14 protein-coding genes are annotated in these 18,239 nt (G+C 61.0%); 6 read left to right on the forward strand and 8 right to left on the reverse strand.

Translation table 11 applies throughout. The annotated features are described in order from the left end of the window. From FOT55_RS17720 to FOT55_RS17735, 4 genes are all read right to left on the reverse strand, one after another. The gene (locus FOT55_RS17720; protein WP_147823817.1) at nt 1–1,143 is read right to left on the reverse strand and encodes an efflux RND transporter periplasmic adaptor subunit; all 1,143 of its coding nucleotides are present in this window, start codon (nt 1,141–1,143) and stop codon (nt 1–3) included. Nucleotides 1,144–1,267: 124 nt separating this feature from the next. Continuing rightward, the gene (locus FOT55_RS17725; protein ID WP_049207561.1) at nt 1,268–1,918 is read right to left on the reverse strand and encodes a hypothetical protein; all 651 of its coding nucleotides are present in this window, start codon (nt 1,916–1,918) and stop codon (nt 1,268–1,270) included. A gap of 56 nt (nt 1,919–1,974) precedes the next feature. Next, nucleotides 1,975–2,655, reverse strand: a complete 681-nt coding sequence (locus tag FOT55_RS17730) for a class I SAM-dependent methyltransferase (protein WP_147823818.1) — start codon at nt 2,653–2,655, stop codon at nt 1,975–1,977. Between the two features lie 76 nt (nt 2,656–2,731). After that, nucleotides 2,732–3,871, reverse strand: a complete 1,140-nt coding sequence (locus FOT55_RS17735; RefSeq protein ID WP_147823819.1) for an agmatine deiminase family protein — start codon at nt 3,869–3,871, stop codon at nt 2,732–2,734. Nucleotides 3,872–4,014: 143 nt separating this feature from the next. Between FOT55_RS17735 and FOT55_RS17740 the strand changes: the two genes are divergently transcribed. The 3 genes from FOT55_RS17740 (at nt 4,015) to FOT55_RS17750 (ending at nt 9,214) form a co-directional block, all read left to right on the forward strand. Continuing rightward, on the forward strand, nt 4,015–4,878 hold the full coding sequence (locus tag FOT55_RS17740; RefSeq protein WP_025302888.1) for a LysR substrate-binding domain-containing protein: 864 nt from the start codon (nt 4,015–4,017) through the stop codon (nt 4,876–4,878). A gap of 161 nt (nt 4,879–5,039) precedes the next feature. Further along, entirely contained in the window at nt 5,040–6,713 is a 1,674-nt protein-coding gene (gene ggt / locus FOT55_RS17745; RefSeq protein WP_147823820.1) for a gamma-glutamyltransferase, read from the forward strand. A gap of 206 nt (nt 6,714–6,919) precedes the next feature. Beyond that, a complete protein-coding gene (locus tag FOT55_RS17750) occupies nt 6,920–9,214 on the forward strand; it encodes an FdhF/YdeP family oxidoreductase (RefSeq protein WP_147823821.1) in 2,295 nt (764 codons plus the stop codon). A gap of 48 nt (nt 9,215–9,262) precedes the next feature. On the opposite strand, the gene FOT55_RS17755 is transcribed toward FOT55_RS17750, so the two are convergent. From FOT55_RS17755 to FOT55_RS17765, 3 genes are all read right to left on the reverse strand, one after another. Continuing rightward, nucleotides 9,263–10,033 carry a DeoR/GlpR family DNA-binding transcription regulator gene (locus tag FOT55_RS17755; RefSeq protein ID WP_147823822.1) on the reverse strand — a complete coding sequence of 257 codons (771 nt, stop codon included), beginning with the start codon at nt 10,031–10,033 and terminating at the stop codon, nt 9,263–9,265. A gap of 113 nt (nt 10,034–10,146) precedes the next feature. Further along, the gene (locus FOT55_RS17760; RefSeq protein ID WP_147823823.1) at nt 10,147–11,370 is read right to left on the reverse strand and encodes an NAD(P)/FAD-dependent oxidoreductase; all 1,224 of its coding nucleotides are present in this window, start codon (nt 11,368–11,370) and stop codon (nt 10,147–10,149) included. Next, nucleotides 11,360–12,763: an NAD(P)/FAD-dependent oxidoreductase gene (locus FOT55_RS17765; RefSeq protein ID WP_060447142.1), complete on the reverse strand. Its 1,404-nt coding sequence runs from the start codon at nt 12,761–12,763 to the stop codon at nt 11,360–11,362. The genes FOT55_RS17760 and FOT55_RS17765 overlap by 11 nt, the downstream gene beginning before the upstream one ends. Nucleotides 12,764–13,020: 257 nt before the next feature. On the opposite strand from FOT55_RS17765, the gene FOT55_RS17770 reads away from it, so the two are divergent. The 3 genes from FOT55_RS17770 to FOT55_RS17780 all read left to right on the forward strand — a co-directional run bounded on the left by FOT55_RS17770 (nt 13,021) and on the right by FOT55_RS17780 (nt 16,162). After that, complete coding sequence (locus tag FOT55_RS17770) at nt 13,021–14,481, forward strand: FGGY-family carbohydrate kinase (RefSeq protein WP_049205692.1); 1,461 nt, start codon at nt 13,021–13,023, stop codon at nt 14,479–14,481. Then, nucleotides 14,474–15,706, forward strand: a complete 1,233-nt coding sequence (gene eutH / locus FOT55_RS17775) for an ethanolamine utilization protein EutH (RefSeq protein WP_033643135.1) — start codon at nt 14,474–14,476, stop codon at nt 15,704–15,706. The genes FOT55_RS17770 and eutH overlap by 8 nt, the downstream gene beginning before the upstream one ends. Before the next feature lie 99 nt (nt 15,707–15,805). Beyond that, a complete protein-coding gene (locus tag FOT55_RS17780; protein WP_049205691.1) occupies nt 15,806–16,162 on the forward strand; it encodes a DUF1937 family protein in 357 nt (118 codons plus the stop codon). A 38-nt stretch (nt 16,163–16,200) separates the two neighbouring features. Here FOT55_RS17780 and FOT55_RS17785 read toward each other — a convergent pair whose 3' ends face one another. Then, nucleotides 16,201–18,126 carry a DUF3857 domain-containing protein gene (locus FOT55_RS17785; protein ID WP_147823824.1) on the reverse strand — a complete coding sequence of 642 codons (1,926 nt, stop codon included), beginning with the start codon at nt 18,124–18,126 and terminating at the stop codon, nt 16,201–16,203. Nucleotides 18,127–18,239: the final 113 nt, after the last annotated feature.

An 18,239-nucleotide genomic window follows, 5' to 3' on the forward strand; every position in this document is an offset into this window, starting at 1 on the left:
TCACTGCTCCCCGCGTTGGGTTTTGTCGACTGAAACCTCAACCGGCTTCACCGCGGCGCCGATCGTGACCTTGCCGGTGCCTTCGACGATCAGACGATCGCCTTCGTTCAGCCCGCTGCCGATCAGCCAGTTGCTGCCCACCACCCGTTCGGCGCTGACGGTGCGCTGCGCCACGTTGTTTTGCTCGTCCACCACCAACGCGGTGGCTTCCCCTTTGGCGTTGCGGGTGATGCCCTGCTGCGGCGCCAGAATGGCTTTGGGATCGACGCCGTTATCCACCGTGGCGTGGACGTACATGCCGGGCAGCAGCTCATGCTCGGGGTTGGGGAACACCGCACGCAGCGTGACCGAACCGGTGGCCTCATCCACCGCCACCTCGGTCAACTCCAGCTTGCCGGCGTGGGCATAAGGCGTGCCGTCCTCCAGCTTGATGGCGACCGGCGTGACCGCACCGCGCTGCAAAGCGGCCTGCTGACGGCGCAGTTTAAGCAACTGGGCGCTGGACTGGGTCAGATCGACATAGATCGGATCCAACGCGCGGATGGTGGCCAACGCATCGGTCTGGCTGGCGGTGACCAGCGCGCCCGGCGTCACCGATGAGATGCCGATGCGACCGCCGATCGGTGCCCGCACCTGGGTATAGGCGAGGTTGATGCGCGCCGTCTCCAGCGCTGCCTGATACTGGGACACCGACGCCACGGCCGCCAAATAGGCGGCTTTGGCATCGTCCGCATCCTGCTGAGAAACGCCGTTCTCTTTCACCAGCGCCGCATAGCGCTGTGATTTGAGCCGGGTGGATTGCACCGTGGCCTGGGCGTTTTTCAGCTGGGCGGCGGCCTGATCGTAGTTGGCCTGATAGCTGGCGGGGTCAATTTGGTACAATACCTGCCCGGCTTTCACCTCGGCCCCTTCGGTGAACAGCCGCTGCTTGATGATGCCGTCGACCTGCGGCCGCACGTCGGAAGTCATGGTGGCGTTGACCCGGCCGGTCAACTCGCTGCTCAGGGTCACTGACTGGCCGCGCAGCGTGACGACGCCGACCTCCTGCTCACCGCCTGCGCCCGTCGGCGCACCGGCGTTTTGCCCATCGCAGGCAGCCAGCAACAGCGACAGCCCAAGCACCAAAAGCGTTTTTCTCTGCATTGCAATACGATCCCATTGAGAATGACTATTCTCAATATATCGAATGCAGACATTCGCTTCTGAAAGGGTTGCGTAAGGATAGCGTAAAATCTTGTCGAAGCGGGAAACGGTGGAGCAATATCGTTCAGCGTGGTTTCAGCACATTGGCGCAGCGATTTTTTGCCAATGCAATAAAGCGTTCCACTTCAGCCGGCGGCTGCGTCGTTTCAGTCGCATCAGGCTCTTGCTCCCGATGAGCATCGCTCGCCGGCTGTTTGCAACGATAAACCAGACCATACAGGGGATGACGTCCGTCTTCGGTCTGATAATAGTGGGCCACGCGGGCGAATGAATAGTAATAATAAGGCGTTGAATGTTCTTCGCCCCGATAAACGTTTTGCGTACCGCCGTAGTCGAATGTCAAGTTGGCGGTCTTTTCCATCAACCGATCCAGGTCGTCGATGACCTGTTCGGTACAACGGTTCAATTGTCGCCGCGCTTGTTCATTCAATTTATCGGCATCGTCGTCGGCGCATCGGGTGATATAGCCTTCATACTGGAGATTGTCGGCGAGCTGAAGTACGAAATAACGGTATGACTGCCCGGCGATTTTCACCCCCTCGCGTTCTTGAATCAGCTTCGCGTCCGGAATGAGATACACCGCCGCCGGATCCTGATTATCGAGCGTAAGCGTAGCGGCACTGGCCCCAACAACGGGCGCCAAGAGCGAGACCATAAGCAGGGATAACCGGGTGTTCAAACGAAAGTCCATTGTTTTCGCATCCTCATCCATCATAAATCTCGCCATCTTATCTCGTCAGCGGCGGCGTACCGAGCGCCGCGTGGGGATTTTTAGGGTTTAACCAGTCTAAACACCGTTTTGGTGTGCCAATAGTAGTCGATCGCCGCCGCGATATTCGGCATCCAGCCGTCCGGCTCATAGGGCACGAAGCCGGAAAAGCCCAGCCGGCGGGCAGAGACCTGGAATCCCGCGGCGGAGAAAATGCGCGCATAGTCGTCCAGAGCGCGATCCTGCACCACGGTATGCGTCTGTTCAGCCACCCTTTCACGCCATTGCGGCCACAGCGGGTTGTCGGTGTGGCAACCGGTCACCGCATAATAAACGCCACCCGGCTTCAGCACCCGCAGCATATCGGCGGCATGCTGCGCGATATCTTCGATCAGGTAGATGACCTCATGGCTGAAGGCGATATCGAAGTGGTTCTCATAACCCGTCAACCGCGTGTCGGTTTGATAACCGATCGGCAGGTTTCCTTTCAGGCGGTTGGCCTGTTCGACGGACTGGCGGGCGATATCGACGCCGAGTCCTTCACGAAATGGCCGGATTTGGTGCAACAGACGCAGAAAACCGCCCTGATTGCAGCCGAAGTCCAGCACCTTGACGCCGGACAATTCGTGTTCCGGCACCAGGCTCAGCAGATGCCGCCAGATGGGCGCATGGCCTTCGGCCATGGCCTGTTCTGCGTGCGGATCGCGATACCAGGTGGGAATGCTCAAGGGTGAGTCGTTCATTATGGCCTCCTTATGTTTCCACTCAGCCAATCACACCCTATGGCGACAAACAACCGCGTGCGCATTTTTTGAACATTCACTGGTCTGGCTTGCCATGCACCGGCAATTGGCTGGTCACGCAGTGAATGCCGCCGCCGCCGGCGGCGATGGCGTCGATCTCCAGCTGCACCACCTTGCGCTGCGGATAGAGCGCCGACAGCAGCGCAAACGCCGCCTTATCCGCCTGCGGATCGCCAAATTCAGGGGCGATCACCGCGCCGTTGATGACGAAATTGTTGATGTAGCCCGCCGCGAAATCGGGGTTGCGGCGACTGAATCGGCTTTCGCGCGGTGCCCGCGGCGGCGAAAGCGTATGTACCTGCAGCGTGCGGCCGTCGGCGTCGGTCGCTGCTCTGAGGATCGCCAGATGCGCTTGGGTAACCGCATGATCATAAGAGGCCGGATCGGTATCCAGGTTGGCCACCACCACGCCAGGCCGCACGAAACGGGCATAAAAATCGACGTGGGCATCGGTGATGTCTCGGCCTTTAATGCCCGGCAGCCAGATAATTTTGCGCAGGCCGAGCATCGCCTTCAGCTCTTGCTCAACCCGGTCTCGGCTCCAGCCCGGGTTGCGGTTCGCATTCACCCAACTGCTCTCGGTCATGATGCCGGTGCCGTGCCCATCCACCTCGATGCCGCCGCCTTCGCCTACCAGCGCGCTGCAGCGCGGTTGAGCGACGCCGTATCGCCTGGCGACAAACCCTGCCAGACGCGCATCCCTGGCATGTTGCTGCTTATCGCCCCAGCCGTTGAAGTTGAAATCCACCGCGCCCAGTTCGCCGGCGTCATTGACGACGAAATTGGCGCCGATGTCGCGCATCCAGATATCATCCAGCTCAGTGACAACATAGCTGACGTTGTGACTGCCGCAGGTGGCCTCAGCCAATTGCCGTTCATTGCCGCGGCAAAAAACCGTCAACGGCTGAAAGTCGGCGATGGCGCGGGCGATGCGCCCCTGCGCTGCCTGCACGTCCGCGGTGAACCCGCCCCAAATCGCACGCTGCGCGCCGAAAGCGAGAAACGCCCGCTGTTGCGGTTCCCCTTCGTCGGGCATCCGCCAGGTCGGATTAAGCGCAGCTTTCGCGTGACCGCGTAACGGGATGCCCAATGATGCCGTCAAGCTCACACCGGCCACCGCCGAAAGCTGCTTGATAAAGGTGCGACGCGTTGACATAAATAGCCTCTTTAAATTGATTTAAATTCAAACTGTTATCCGGTTTTTTTACGCTCCGGCGCTTGAATCCCATGCTAGTCTTCCCCTGCCACCGCGACAAACGATATATTTAGCGGATATCTGATTAGACAGGCTTATCGATAATGTTAAAACACTGGCCCCCCTTGAGCGCCCTGCGCGGTTTCGAAGCGGCGGCGCGCCTGGGCAGTTTTCATCAGGCTGCCGAAGAGCTGCACCTGACTCAGTCGGCCATCAGCCAGCAAATCCGCAGCCTCGAGGCGTTTCTGGAGCAACCGCTGTTCTTCCGCACCGGCCGCAGCGTGGCGCTGACCGACGCCGGCCACGATCTGTTCAGCACCGCACAGGTGATGCTGCAACAGCTGGCCGTCGGCATTCGCCGTTTGGATCAGTACCGCAAACCCAACCAGCTGATCGTCAACACCACCCCGGCCTTTGCCCGCCACTGGCTGACGCCGCGGCTGGGCGATTTCAATCGGCAGCATCCGCAGATCGATCTGTGGCTGTTCACCAGCTTTGAACCGCCGGATATGGCGACGGACAGCATCGATCTGGCGATCCGTGACGATCTCAGCGCGCAGGCGGACTGCACCTTTAACGTTCTCTGCACCGACCGACTCTACCCCGCCTGCCACCCCAGCCTACTGGCGTTGACGCCGGAGCAGCGCGTGACCTTGCACGGCGAACGCGAGATGGATTGGAGCCACTGGGCAGTGGCGGGCGGCGCGCACGTCGGCCAGCGCGACAGCGGGCTGAACTTCTCCGATCCTGGTCTGCTGCTGGACGCCGCCTGCAATGGCCTCGGCATCGCGTTGGTCAGCCAATTGCTGGCGCAACACGCGCGCGACGCCGGGCTGCTGCAACCGTTAACCGAGCAACGCGTGCGCGGCGCCAACTGGGCGTGGCTGCTGCACCGCGACAGCGAACACAATCCGCTCGCCCGGCACTTCTGCCAATGGCTGCAGTCGGCGCTGCCCGCCGGCGCATAACGCGCCACGTCACGATTTGCTACTCTGGTCAGGCGGCCCCGCCTGACCGCTGCTACTTTCAATAAAGCGTCGCAACAGCCCGAAGAAAACGCGCTAACCTGCTGTTTCAAAATAATTAGTTGAATTCACCTGATAACTGAACATCGCTAAAAGGATCTTCTATGTCTGCCGGTTTATTGAAAACGATAGCTCTGAGCGTGGCCCTTGCCTGCACCGTTCCCGCTGCCTTTGCCGCCGAACTGACCGCCGGCGCGGTCGCCGCCCCGGATCAGTATGGCGCCAAGGTCGCCGCGCACATTCTGCAGGCCGGCGGCAATGCGGTCGATGCGGCGGTCGCCACCGCCTTTACCCTGGCCGTTACCTACCCTGAAGCCGGCAATATCGGCGGCGGCGGCTTTATGACGCTGTACGTCGACGGCAAACCCTATTTCCTCGACTACCGCGAAGTGGCGCCCAAGGCCGCCGGCAAAACTATGTATCTGAACGAGAAAGGCGAAGTGATCGAGAATCTCAGCCTGGTGGGCAGCCGCGCCGCCGGCGTGCCGGGCACCGTGCTGGGATTGTGGGAAGCGCATAAACGCTTCGGCAAGCTGCCCTGGGCCGAGCTGCTGACGCCGGCGATCGGTTACGCCCGGCAAGGTTTCATCGTGGCGGATCAGCAGTATCAGTACCGCGAAGATGCCAACAAGCTGTTCGCCGGTAAAACCAACTTCGGCGACTATTTCGGCGCCATGAAGCCCGGCACGGTGTTCAAGCAGCCGGAGCTGGCCGCCACCCTTGAGCGCATCGCCAAATCGGGCGCCGACGATTTTTATCACGGCGAAACCGCTCGCCTGCTGGTGGCGCAAATGCAGCGCGACAACGGGCTGATCGGCGCGGCGGATTTGGCCGACTATCGGGTGAAATGGCGTGAACCGATGCGCATCAGCTGGCGCGGCAACACCGTGTATACCGCCCCGCTGCCCAGCTCCGGCGGCATCGCGCTGGCGCAGCTGCTGGGGATCAAAGAAGATCGCGCCGCCGACTTCAAGGGCGTGCCGCTGAACTCGGCGCGCTACATCCACCTGCTGGCGGAAATCGAAAAACGCGTGTTCGCCGATCGCGCCGACTACCTCGGCGATCCGGACTTCACCCAGGTGCCGGAAGCGCAGCTGATCGCCCCCGACTACCTGAAAAAACGCGCCGCCGAGATCAACCCGACGGCGATCTCGCCGACCGAAAAGGTGCTGCCGGGGCTGGAAACCCACCAAACCACCCACTTCTCGATCGTCGATGCCGCCGGCAACGCGGTCAGCAACACCTATACGCTCAACTGGGACTTCGGTAGCGGCGTGGTGGTCAAAGGCGCCGGCTTCCTGCTTAACGACGAGATGGACGACTTCAGCGCCAAACCCGGCGTCGCCAACGCCTTCGGCGTGGTGGGCAGCGACGCCAACGCCATCGAGCCGGGCAAGCGCATGCTCTCCTCGATGAGCCCGACCATCATCACCCGCGACGGCGACGTCACCCTGGTGATCGGCACCCCGGGCGGTTCACGCATCTTCACGTCGATCTTCCAGGTGATCAACAACCTCTACGATTACCACCTGCCGCTGGCGCAGGCGGTGGCCGCCCAGCGCGTGCACCATCAGCTGTTGCCGAAGGACACCGTCTACTATGACAGCTTTGCGCCGCTGACCGGCAAACCGGCGGACGAGCTGAAGGCCATGGGTTACACCCTCGAAGACCAGGGCTGGAACATGGGGGATATTCAGGCTATCCGCATCGATGGCCGCACGCCGGAAACCGCATCAGATCCGCGCGGCCGCGGCGTCGGACTGGTGGTGAAAAAGTAACGCGCCGGCGGCCCGCTTCAGCCACGCCGGGCCGCCGTTCTCCCCGCACAGACTGACGTTGCTCCCTTTTTCACTCATCTATACTGAATCGACAGGCTCGCGTTTAACGGCGACGGCGCTTGCGTTCCATCTTGGACGATAAAAATAATATTTTCAGTAAATCAATCACCTGCATTTATCGTAAGCGATGTCGGAGGCAATCAACAATGGCGAAAAGACGAGCAGTACCCGGGGTGCATCCCTACGATGGGCCCGCCGGCGGTTGGGGCGCACTAAAAGCGACGGCCATCGCCGTGCGCACGCAGATGGACACCTTAGAAGCGCCGGTGACGCTGATGCGCACCAATCAACCCGACGGTTTTGATTGTCCGGGGTGCGCATGGCCGGATAAAGAACATCGATCTACCTTCCAGTTTTGTGAAAACGGCGCCAAAGCCGTGACCTGGGAAGCGACCAGCAAGCGCGTGACGCCCGAATTTCTGGCGCAGAACACCGTAACGTCGCTGCTGCAGAAAACCGATTACCAGTTGGAAGACTATGGCCGCCTGACAACCCCTCTGTGCTATGACGCCGGGACGGACACCTTGCGCCCGCTGGCCTGGGATGAGGCGTTTCAACGCATCGCCGCCGTTTTGCAAACGCTGCCGCCGGAGCAGGTGGAGTTTTATACCTCCGGCCGGGCGTCCAATGAGGCGGCCTATCTGTTCCAGCTGTTTGCGCGGGAGTTCGGCAGCAATAACTTCCCCGACTGTTCCAATATGTGCCATGAGCCGACCAGCGTTGGCCTGCCCCAGTCGATCGGCATCGGTAAAGGCACCGTGTCGCTGGACGACTTTGACAGCGCGGAGCTGATTATCTCCATCGGGCACAATCCGGGCACCAATCACCCGCGCATGATGGGCACGCTGCATGAACTGGCGCGTAAAAAGGTGCCGATTATCGTGTTTAACCCACTGCGCGAGCGGGCGCTCGAGCGTTTCACCGATCCGCAAAACGTCATCGAAATGGCGACCTACAGTTCGACCCCTATCGCGTCCACCTACTATCAGGTCAAGGCCGGCGGCGACGCCGCAGCGCTCAAAGGCATCGCCAAAGCGCTGCTGCAGCTGGATGAAACACAAGGCAACGCCGTGGATCACGCCTTTATTGCCGAGCACACGCAAGGCTTTGCCGCTTTCGCCGCCGATCTGGCGGCCACCCATTGGGAGGCTATCGAAGCGGAGAGCGGCCTGGCGCGCCAGGACCTGGAACGGGTCGCCACCGCCTACGCAAAATCCAACGCCACCATCGTGACCTACGGCATGGGCATTACGCAGCACAATAAAGGGACGGCCAATGTGCGCCTGATCGCCGATCTGCTGCTGCTACGCGGCAACATCGGCAAACCGGGCGCCGGCATCTGCCCGCTGCGCGGCCACTCCAATGTGCAGGGCAACCGCACCGTCGGCATCACCGAAAAACCGTCGGCCGATTTTTTGGCAAAGCTGGAAACGGTGTTTGGCTTCACGCCGCCCAAAGCCCACGGTCACGATGCCGTGAAATGCATGCAGGCGATGATCGATGGTGCCTCGAAGGCGTTGATCTGCCTGGGCGGCAACTTCGCCGTAGCATTGCCGGACCCCGAGCAGAGCTTCCCGGCGATGAAAGCCCTGGAGTTAAGCGTGCATATCGGCACCAAACTCAACCGCAGCCATCTGTTGGTGGCAAAAGAAACCCTCATTCTGCCCTGCCTGGGCCGCACCGAACTGGACATGCAGGCCGGCGGGCGGCAATCGGTGACGGTGGAGGATTCAATGTCGATGGTGCATGCGTCATCCGGCAAATTAAAACCGGCGTCGGAACTGCTGCGTTCGGAACCCGCCATTGTGGCCGGCATGGCCAAAGCGGTGATGCCCGCCAGCAAGGTGCCCTGGGATGAGCTGATCGAAGATTACGACGTGATCCGCGATTTGATCGAAAAAACCATTCCCGGCTTCGACGATTACAACGCGCGTATTCGCCAACCCGGCGGCTTCCGCATGCCGCTGCCGCCGACCGAACGCCAGTGGCCGACGGCGACGGGCAAGGCGATGTTTTCCGTGTTCAGCGGGCTGCATGAGGACGAGATAACGACAGACAAAGACACGTTGCGGCTCATAACGCTGCGCAGCCACGATCAGTACAACACCACCATCTATGCTCTGGACGATCGCTACCGCGGGGTCTTCGGCCGGCGCGACGTGCTGTTCATGAATGACAGCGATCTGCAACGTTTGGGGCTGGAACATGGCGACGTGGTCGATCTGGAAACGGCGCTGCCCGGCAGCACCCAGCGCCTGGAAGGCATCACGGTGATCGCCTACAACATCTCAGCCGGTTCGGTCGGCGCCTACTACCCGGAGGCCAACGTGCTGGTGCCGCTGCATTACATCGATGAGGAGAGCGGCACGCCGTCGTATAAATCGGTGCCGATCCGCGTGAAGTTGAGATCCAAAGAGGTGCGCGCGGTCGATATCGCCTGACGGAAGCGGTTTGAGCCTTTCTCCGCATGGAGAAAGGCTTCTCCCCCTTTAGACCTGCGCCACCAACACATTAACGTTGGCGGGGAAAACCAAGCCTTCTAATGCGTTACCGCTGTCGGAGGTCACCAGATAATCGACCTCGGGCCATTTGGCCACCAGGGTCATCGCATGCCCGCGCAGCTTGTTTTCGTCGGCCAGCACGATGCACTTGCGGCTCTGCGCCATCATTTTGCGCGCGATGGCCGCTTCATTGACGTTCTGATCCATTACGCCGGTCTGCACGTTGACCGCGCCGGCACCGATAATGGCGTAATCGGCGAAAAACGCCTCAATGTTATTCAACGCGATTGCACCCAGGCACGCCATTTTGGAGCCGATGAACTGCCCGCCGATCAGCACCACGTCAATGGAGTCATTCTCCAGACAGACGTTGGCAATCAACGGCGAGTTGGTGATGACCGTTAACTGATCGACCGTCGCCAACTGCCGGGCAAACTCCAGCGTGGTGGAGCCGAAATCCACGAACACCGTATCGCCCGGTTGGATCAGCGTCACCGCTTTCTCCGCGATGGCGCGCTTCTCGGCCTCGGCGATTTTGGCCCGCTCGTTGAATTCATGCTCGAATTTAAACTGGCTGCTCACCGCGCCGCCGTGGATCTTCTTGATCAGCCGATAGTCTTCCAGCTTGTTCAGGTCGCGCCGAATGGTTTCCTGCGAAACCTGGAATTTATCCGCCAGCTCATTCACGTAAACCCGGCCGTTGGCCTGGATCAGCGCCAGTATTTCATTGCGCCTTTCCACGGAATTAGAGATATCCATTCACATTACACTCGCTGCCTTTAGTAAGAGTGACTGCCTCCGCCGAGACTTGCGGCGTTAACTGACGGAATACTACGGGTTTCAGGGCGTTAGACGCAAGCCGTTGCCATCGTTCACCCGGCGGATTCTATGCTGATGTGCAGTGCGTCACGCTCGCCGTCGGGCGGCAAGGCGATGTTGCGCAGCAGGATCCGCCGTTCCGGAAGGCAGCGGTGCGTTTTGCGATACAGCACTTCGTCGCCCAGCCGCACCACCACCGAACCGGACACCGCCTGTTCCACGCGCATATTGATCGTGACCGTGGTGGGCTTGCCGATCAGCGCCACACGGGCGGGCGCAGTCAGGCGTATCCGTTCGTCGTGCCGCACCGGCAGGATTTGCCGCGCCGGCGGCAGCGTGCACTGCAGCGAATGGGCAACGGCCTCGCCGACGCGCAGCCCTTCCTGATAACACTGGTCGCCCATGTCCGCCGGATGCAGCATGTTGCCGACGGCGAAATAGGCGGCGTCGGAACAGCGGCCGAACTGATCGGTCAACGGGCAGCCGCTCTCCGGCCGCTGCGCCAGGTGGCTCTGGCGGATCAGCGTATACTCCCCGGTGAAGCGGCCGGTGAAGATCAGGCTGTCGCAGGCGATGCGCTGCTTCTCCCCCTGACGGTTTTCCACCTCGATGGACTCAACCCGATCGCGGCCGGCAATATCGGTCACGCGCGAATAGTAGTGGATCGGCACCCCCATCAGACGCGCATAGAGCGCGCTCAGACGCCAGGCGACGGGTCTGCCGCCGCTTTCAATCATGGCGACGGCGCGCACGCCAGCGTTACGCAGCGTCCATAGCGCGGAGAAACTGACCAGCTCGGTGCCGATCACCACCGGCGCCTTGCCCGGCTGCAGCCCGCGCAGATAGACGAACTGCTGCAGCGCACCGGCGGTGAGTACGCCCTGCGGCCGCAGGCCGCTCACCAGTCGCGGATGGCGCGGCGTCTCGCGCACGCCGGTCGCCAGGATCACCCGCTGCGCTTTCAAGGTGCTGACGCCGCGGCGATCCGTGATGGTCAGCTCGCCGTCCGGCTTGATGGCGAGCACCGTCACGCCGGTACGGATTTCCACCTGCCCGGCGCGCGCCAGTATCTTATCGACATAGGTGGAGCCCAACATCGGCCGGTAAAACGTTTGCAGCCCGAAGGTGGGGTGCCGACAGTGCCTGGGCACGCCGCCCGCTTGCTGCTCCCGTTCCAGGATCACCACATCCTCGATGCCCGCCTGCCGCAACGCGGTCGCCACCGCGATCCCGGCCGGCCCGGCGCCGACAATCGCCACCTGATACTCAGTTTTCATCAATGCTCCCTACGGCCAGCGTCTGGCCAAAACGATCGCCTACCATTTCCGCCACCCGGCTGCTGCAATAAAACCCGTTGCAGCGCCCCATCATCACGCGCGTGCGGCGCCGCAGCCCGCCGATGCACTCCGGTGGCACGGCGGAATCGAACGTCGCCTCAATCTCCCGCTGAGTCACCAGCTCACAATGGCAAACGATGCCGCCGTTATCCGGGCGCGCGTAATCGCGCAGCGCGTAGTCGGCGAGCATCGGCATCTGCGGCCAATGCACGGTTTGCGGCGCCGTCGGCGTGAAGCACGGCGTAAAATGGTCGCGGTAAAGCTGCTCCACGTATTGCGCGATGCCGAGCGCCGCCGTCAGGCCGGTGGAGCGAATGCCCGCCACGCAGATCCACTGCCGCTCGGGATAGTGCTGAATGCGGTAGTGTTTCTGTTCGGTCGCCGGGCGTAATCCGGCATAGCTAGCGGTCACGCTGTAATTCGCCAGCGAGGGCAGCAGCCGGGTGCCCTGTTCGATCAGTTCGCGCATTTTGGTTTCGTCTACCGTTGCCGTTTCTCGATCCTGCTGTTCTTCGGCGGTCGGCCCCAGCAGCAGATTGCCGAAGATGGTTTTCGACAGCAGCACCCCTTTGGTGATGGCCGTCGGCACCGGCAAGATAATGGCGTTGACCTGCCCGGCGGCGGCCTTGTCGAACACCAGAAACTGCCCTTTGCGCGGGCGGATTTCAAACTCGGGCTGATGGCAGAAACTTTCTACCCGGTCGCCCTGATTGCCGGCGCAGTTGATGACGATTTTGCCGTGAAACTCGCCCCGGTTGCTGGTTAGCCGCCAGCCGGTCGGTAAGCGTTCGGCGCCGGTCACCTCGGTATTGAAGCGATAGTTGCCGCCGTGTTTGACGCCCTGCGTCAGGTACGCCAGCGGTGTGCTCCAGGGATCGATCACGCTCTCTCCCGGCACCTCGACCGCCGCCAACGCGCCGGGCGCCAGCTGTGGCTCACGGCGATACAGCTCGGCGGCGTCGATCTGTGCCACGTCCAGCACGCCATTGTCGTGCGCCTGCTGCACGATCGCGGGCAGCGCCGCCAACTGCTGCTCATCCCAGGCCACAACCAAGGCGCCGGTGGGTAACAGCGGCAAATTCATCCGTTCGCGGATGGCGATAAATTCCCGGTACCCGGCCTGCATGCAATGCAGTTCCAGGCTGCCGCTGGGCGCATCGAAGCCGGTGTGCAGCAGCGCGCTGTTGGCTTTGCTGGCGCCAGACAGGATATCGCCTCCCTTTTCCAACAGCAGCGTTCGGGCGCCCATCAGGCAGAATTGGCGGAATACCGCACACCCGACCACACCGCCGCCAATCACGACAATGTCCCAATCCGTTTGTTCTTCCATCATGCTGATGTCCCGTTTTGATGTGATAACCACAATAAAACCACACAATAACCGCATTTGAAATGGTAAAAACAACATAACTCCCAAAAAAAAGCCGCAGAACGCGGTGATAAGCAAAAAGTATGAGGTCGATCACGCGGGGTTATTTTATCTTGTGATTTATGTTGCTTTAATGTGTGAAATTGAAGATAGATTATTAAAACAGTCACACAACCAACACCAGGCACAATAAAAAACAAAACCTATAAGAGAGCGAAGCAATGATGAATCAACGTTATGCCGCGATTGATCAGGGGACCACCGGCACCCGGGTCGTGGTGTTCGGCGAAGACGGCAGGCACCATTCGCCGGCCAGCATGCCGCACAAGCAGATCACCCCCAATCCGGGCTGGGTGGAACACGACGCCCTGGAGATTCTGGCGAATATCCGCCGCTGTCTCAGCCAGTGCGACATGGTGGACGCCATCGGTTTAGGGCATCAGGGCGAAAGTCTGCTGGCCTGGGACGCCGACAGCGGCCTGCCGCTGTACAACGCCATCGTTTGGCAAGATCAGCGCACCGAGCCGGAGATCCAGCGCCTGAAACGCGAAGGCGTCGAACCGCTGGTGATGGCGAAAACCGGCCTGCCGCTCGATACCTACTTCTCCGCCAGCAAGATGGGCTGGCTGATGAACAACGCGCCGGGGGCCAGGCAGCTGGCGCAACGCGGCCGCCTGCGGCTCGGCACCATGGACGCCTTCTTCCTGTTCCACCTGTGCGGCAGGCATCTCACCGACTATAACTCGGCCTCGCGCACCTCGTTGTTCAACATTCATACCCTGCAGTGGGACGAGGAGCTGTGCCGTTTGTTCGGCGTGCCGATCGACAGCCTGCCCGAGGTCAGAGACAACATCGGCCACTTCGGCGACGTCGTGCTCAACGGCAAACCGGTGCCGCTGACGGCCTGCATCGTCGACCAGTTTGCCGGTACATACGGCCACGGCTGCCATCAACCTGGGCAGATGAAGATCACCTTCGGTACCGGCGCTTTTTTACAGGCGATCACCGGGCCGCGTCCGATCGATGCCGGCGAGTCCGGCCTGTTGCCCACGCTGTGCTGGAAGCTGCCCGGCAGCGAGCCGGTGTATGGCCTGGACGGCGGCGTTTATAACGCGGCCTCCGCCATTAACTGGGCGAGAAAGATAGGCCTGTTCAACGATTTCGATGAATTCGGCGATTTCCCGGCCCAGCCGGCCATCGCGCGCGGCCTGGCCTTTGTACCGGCGCTCTCCGGGCTGGCCTGCCCGTACTGGGATCGCTCCGCCGCCGGGATGTGGGCCGGGCTGTCGCTGGAAACCGAACGCAAGGATCTGCTGCAGTCAATACTCGAAGGCATCGCCATGCGTTCCGCCGAGGTGATCAACGCCATGGATAAGTTGAAACCGATCGGCGACAGCATTTCGGTGGACGGTGGTCTGTCCGCCAACCGCTATTTCACGCAGTTCCTCGCCAACCTGATCCAAAAGCGCATCGTTACGCCCGCCAATAAAGAGATCACCGCTCAGGGCGTGGCTCTGTTGGCGCGTAAAGGGCTGGGCGTGGAACAGCCGCTCAAGGTGCTCAACCGCTATGAAGTGACGGAGCCCACCGAGGTCGATATGGCGGTCTGGTTTGCCCGCTATCAGGAAATCATCGCGCGTTCGCGCGGCTTACGTTCATCGCAGGAGGAACACCATGGCTGAGTTCGGTAATTTCATCATCTATATCATCATGGCCGGCACTCTGATCGGGGCGTTGGCGTCGATCGTCAAACCGGAAGGCGAACTGGGACGTGAGTTCGTCAACGGCATTCACGCCATCGGCCCGGTGTTTCTCGCCCAGGCGGGCATCATGGCGGCGATCCCAATCATCTCTTACCTGATCATGTACAGCATCGGCCCCTTCTTCTCGGCGCTCGGCTCCGACGCCTCGATCGCGGCGCTGGCGGTGATCGCCGTGGACATGGGCGGCTATCAGTTGGCTGACGCCATCGCCGCCAACCGCGACATGTGGATCGTCGCCATGTTGGTGGGCTACACCTCCGGCGCCAGCATCGTGTACCTGATCCCGGTCGGGCTTATCATGCTGAACCGCGACGACCATAAATATCTGGCGCTGGGCGCCATGGCGGGCCTGATCAGCATTCCGTTCGCCGTGCTGATCGCCCTGGTGACCATCACCTTCAACAACCTGCCGGTCAGGGAGATTATCTCCACCACGTCACCTGCCGCGCACTATCTGCAGTTGGACTTGCTGCAGGCGCTGCGGCTGCTGTCCCCGCTGTTCGCCCTGTGCTTCCTGTTGGCGTTGGGGCTGAAGCTGCGGCCGGCGGCGATGGTGAAAGGGTTCCTGATCTTCGGCAAGGCGGCGGATGCCTTTATCAAGCTGGTGTTGGCGCTGTGCATCATCGAGCATTTCACCGGTGTGTTTAAAAAGGTGTTCGGCGGCTGGGTATTCGATCCGTTATTTGCCGACAAAGACGAATTATTCCGCGCTATCGAGATCGCCGGTTATATCGGCATTATGTTGGCGGGCACATTCCCCATTTGTTATTTATTCCAGCGCTATTGCCGCAAGCCGATGCATTTCATCGGTAAAAAGCTCGGTTTATCGGATACCGGCGCGCTGGGCTTTATTATGGTATTGGCCAATATCATCGCCGTTTATCACCTGTTCAAAGGCATGCGCGCCCGCGATAAGGTGCTGTGCGTGGCCTTCGGCATCTGCGCACAGGCCACGCTGGGCGATCACCTAGCTTTTACCGCCAACTTCCAACCTTCGCTGGTGTTGCCGATCATGATGGGCAAATTCCTCGGTGGCATGATTGCTGTCCTGATCGCCATCAAGATCTCGGTGCCGGAAGCCGAATTGCTGGAAAAAGAACAGACGCAAAGGCAATCGACGGCCATCGCCGCCGCCGCTCGCTAAATTTATCCCTAAGCCATAAAAATAAACGGGGCGCGGCCTCACGGGGAAGCTGCGCCCTTTTTTCGCCCCGGACATCAATGATTGAGAGAACAAACGCTAATGAGAAAAATATTTTTAGCCTGCCCCTACAGCCACGCCGACGCCAACGTCGTGCAGCAACGCTTTATCGCGTGCAACGACGTCGCCGCCGCTATCGTACGCGCCGGCAGCGCCGTTTTTAGCCAGGTCAGCATGTCACATCCGATCAACCTGTGTTTGCAAGAGCTCGACAAAACCGCCATCGGCAAGCTGTGGGCGCCGATCGACGCCCTGTTCATGGCGGCGATGGATGAGTTGATCGTGCTCGATTTGCCGGGTTGGCAAGAGAGCGGCGGCATCAAGCGCGAGATGGACGCTTTCGCCGCACGCGGCTGCCGCGTCAGCCTGTGGTCTGAGGTCGCGGGCGAGTTCAACTGAGGCGTGCGCCCCGCCGCTAAGCGCGACGGGGCAGCGGCTTATTTGCCGTTGGCCAATTCGCCGTACACCACCTGGCCGCGGAAACCGCGCCGCACCTGCTGGAACAGCTCGCGGAACGCCGGGTAATCCTGCGCCTGGCACAGCGCTTCCTTGCCGCGAATGGCGTTCACCTGCAGGCGGTGATTGACGGTCACCTGCTGCCCGTCGCGCCGCCACGCCACGCGATAGTCGCCCGCCGCATTGCGGAACTGTCTGTCTTGCGGAATGGCGATGATCGGCACGTTGGCCGGCAGCTGCAGACGGTAGGTTTCGTCGTAGCGCTGTGCGCTGCAGTAGAACGGCGTTTCGTTGTCCGGTGCCGTCGTGGTGGTATACAGCGTGCGGAACGATTTGCCACCGGGCGGATTAGGCAGCGTCATGCCGCCCACCACGCCGAAATCGACGTAGTCGTCCGCCTTGAAGCGGAAGCGGTAACCGAACTGTTTTTTGAGATCCAGCGGATCGCTGTTCATCGCCACTTCGCCGCTGCCGTCGATACCGGAGGCGGACATGATCGACGCTTCGGCCTGCGCCCGGTTCTGCCGGTTGATCTGCGAGAAATAGCCCCGCAGGTCAATTTCTTCCACTTCGCTCAGCCGACGCTCGGTTTGTCCGTGCAGATTGCCCGCTTTGTCAAACACGAAATCGACGCTCAGCGCGCTCTTGACCGGCTGCTCATCGCTGCCCGGCGTGCGCGCCAGCTTGGCGTCGCGCGTCAGCAGCACCGGCGCCCCCAGATCGCCTTGCGGCAGTTGCCCGAACCGCGCCCAGGGGTTGGTGGAGTCCAGGTACAGTTTGAACTCCGGCACATAGGTGATGGCGTGATTAAAGCGGCTGAGCAGCGGCACTTTAGGCAGTAACGGGCCTTCATCCATACCGATCAGCACCGGTGAGCTTTCAATACCCTTGGCGGCGAGCAGCGCCTCCAGGATCACCACGTGGTCCTTACAGTCGCCGTAGTGGTTGTCGAGAATGCTCTGCGCCGAATTCGGCTCCAGCCCACCGTTGCCAAGATACACCGCCACGTAGCGAATGTTTTGCGCCACCCAGCGATAGAGGGCCTCCGCCTGCTCGCGCCGATCGCTGATGCCGGCGGTGATGTTGTCTGCCAGTGCCTGGATGCCCGGCGTCACCTTCGCCGCCGCACCGGCCTTCAGCTGATAGGCCTTGGCCAACTGCGGCCACTCGCGGTAGGTGCTCGCCATGATGGTCGGGCTGAAGGTCCAGCTGTCCGCTGCCCAGTTTTGTGATTTCATCGGCGCGCTGCGCGAATAATGCCAGCGCCAGTGCGCTTGGCCGTTGCGGATCTGCGGCTTGTCCCCGCCTTCCACGCCACGCGTGAAGATATGCATCGGCAGCTTGGCCGGTGCCTGCAGGGTCACTTCGGCGTCGTCGAACTGATCGAAAACGCTGAACGTCTCCCACAGGCCGAAGTAGTCGGGGAAATACGGGGTGTTTTGCGTGCGGCGCAGCTCATACACCACCCGCGAGCCCGGCGCCAGGTTGGAGAACACGATGACGCGCACTTTGCGGTCGGCATACAGCGGGGCCGTGGCGCTGGAGTAACTCTCCTGGGTATAGATGCGATCGGGCGCCACGTCGTGCCGCTGGCCGTCGGCAGTCAGCGTGTAGGCGGCGACCACCTCCAGCGTTTCCATTTTTTCGCTGTAGCTCAGGCGGATCTGGCTGAATTTTTCGACCGCCGCCTTGGTCTTCAGCAGCACTTCGTAGCTTTCCGTCTTCACGTTGGTGGCGTTGGCGTTGACGCGGTAATCCGCGCGATAGCGCACGAAGCTGAAATCGTTGTTGGCCGTGTCGTTCTGGCCCTGATCCGCCGCGACGGGCGGTGTAGCGGCCAACACGGTGGCCGGGTGCGTTGCCGTCAAACCGGCGAATAACAGCAGGGAAGGAATAGCGATTTTCATCTTCGGTCCTTGAAGGGCAATAAACGGCGACGCCGGGCTACGCGCCCGTCCCGGCGTCAAAACAGGCGGGCACACTAATATAATTGAGAATCATTTTCAATAAACGGACCTTC

It is taken from the genome of Serratia bockelmannii (assembly GCF_008011855.1).
In the GTDB taxonomy this organism is placed as follows: Bacteria; Pseudomonadota; Gammaproteobacteria; order Enterobacterales; family Enterobacteriaceae; genus Serratia; species Serratia bockelmannii.

Coding starts and splice junctions, on each gene's coding strand:
- ggt (WP_147823820.1), top strand. CDS start 5,040: ATGTCTGCCGGTTTATTGAAAACGATAGCTCTGAGCGTGGCCCTTGCC.
- FOT55_RS17785 (WP_147823824.1), bottom strand. CDS start 18,126: ATGAAAATCGCTATTCCTTCCCTGCTGTTATTCGCCGGTTTGACGGCA.
- eutH (WP_033643135.1), top strand. CDS start 14,474: ATGGCTGAGTTCGGTAATTTCATCATCTATATCATCATGGCCGGCACT.
- FOT55_RS17780 (WP_049205691.1), top strand. CDS start 15,806: ATGAGAAAAATATTTTTAGCCTGCCCCTACAGCCACGCCGACGCCAAC.
- FOT55_RS17770 (WP_049205692.1), top strand. CDS start 13,021: ATGATGAATCAACGTTATGCCGCGATTGATCAGGGGACCACCGGCACC.
- FOT55_RS17750 (WP_147823821.1), top strand. CDS start 6,920: ATGGCGAAAAGACGAGCAGTACCCGGGGTGCATCCCTACGATGGGCCC.
- FOT55_RS17765 (WP_060447142.1), bottom strand. CDS start 12,763: ATGATGGAAGAACAAACGGATTGGGACATTGTCGTGATTGGCGGCGGT.
- FOT55_RS17720 (WP_147823817.1), bottom strand. CDS start 1,143: ATGCAGAGAAAAACGCTTTTGGTGCTTGGGCTGTCGCTGTTGCTGGCT.
- FOT55_RS17735 (WP_147823819.1), bottom strand. CDS start 3,871: ATGTCAACGCGTCGCACCTTTATCAAGCAGCTTTCGGCGGTGGCCGGT.
- FOT55_RS17725 (WP_049207561.1), bottom strand. CDS start 1,918: ATGATGGATGAGGATGCGAAAACAATGGACTTTCGTTTGAACACCCGG.
- FOT55_RS17755 (WP_147823822.1), bottom strand. CDS start 10,033: ATGGATATCTCTAATTCCGTGGAAAGGCGCAATGAAATACTGGCGCTG.
- FOT55_RS17760 (WP_147823823.1), bottom strand. CDS start 11,370: ATGAAAACTGAGTATCAGGTGGCGATTGTCGGCGCCGGGCCGGCCGGG.
- FOT55_RS17740 (WP_025302888.1), top strand. CDS start 4,015: ATGTTAAAACACTGGCCCCCCTTGAGCGCCCTGCGCGGTTTCGAAGCG.
- FOT55_RS17730 (WP_147823818.1), bottom strand. CDS start 2,655: ATGAACGACTCACCCTTGAGCATTCCCACCTGGTATCGCGATCCGCAC.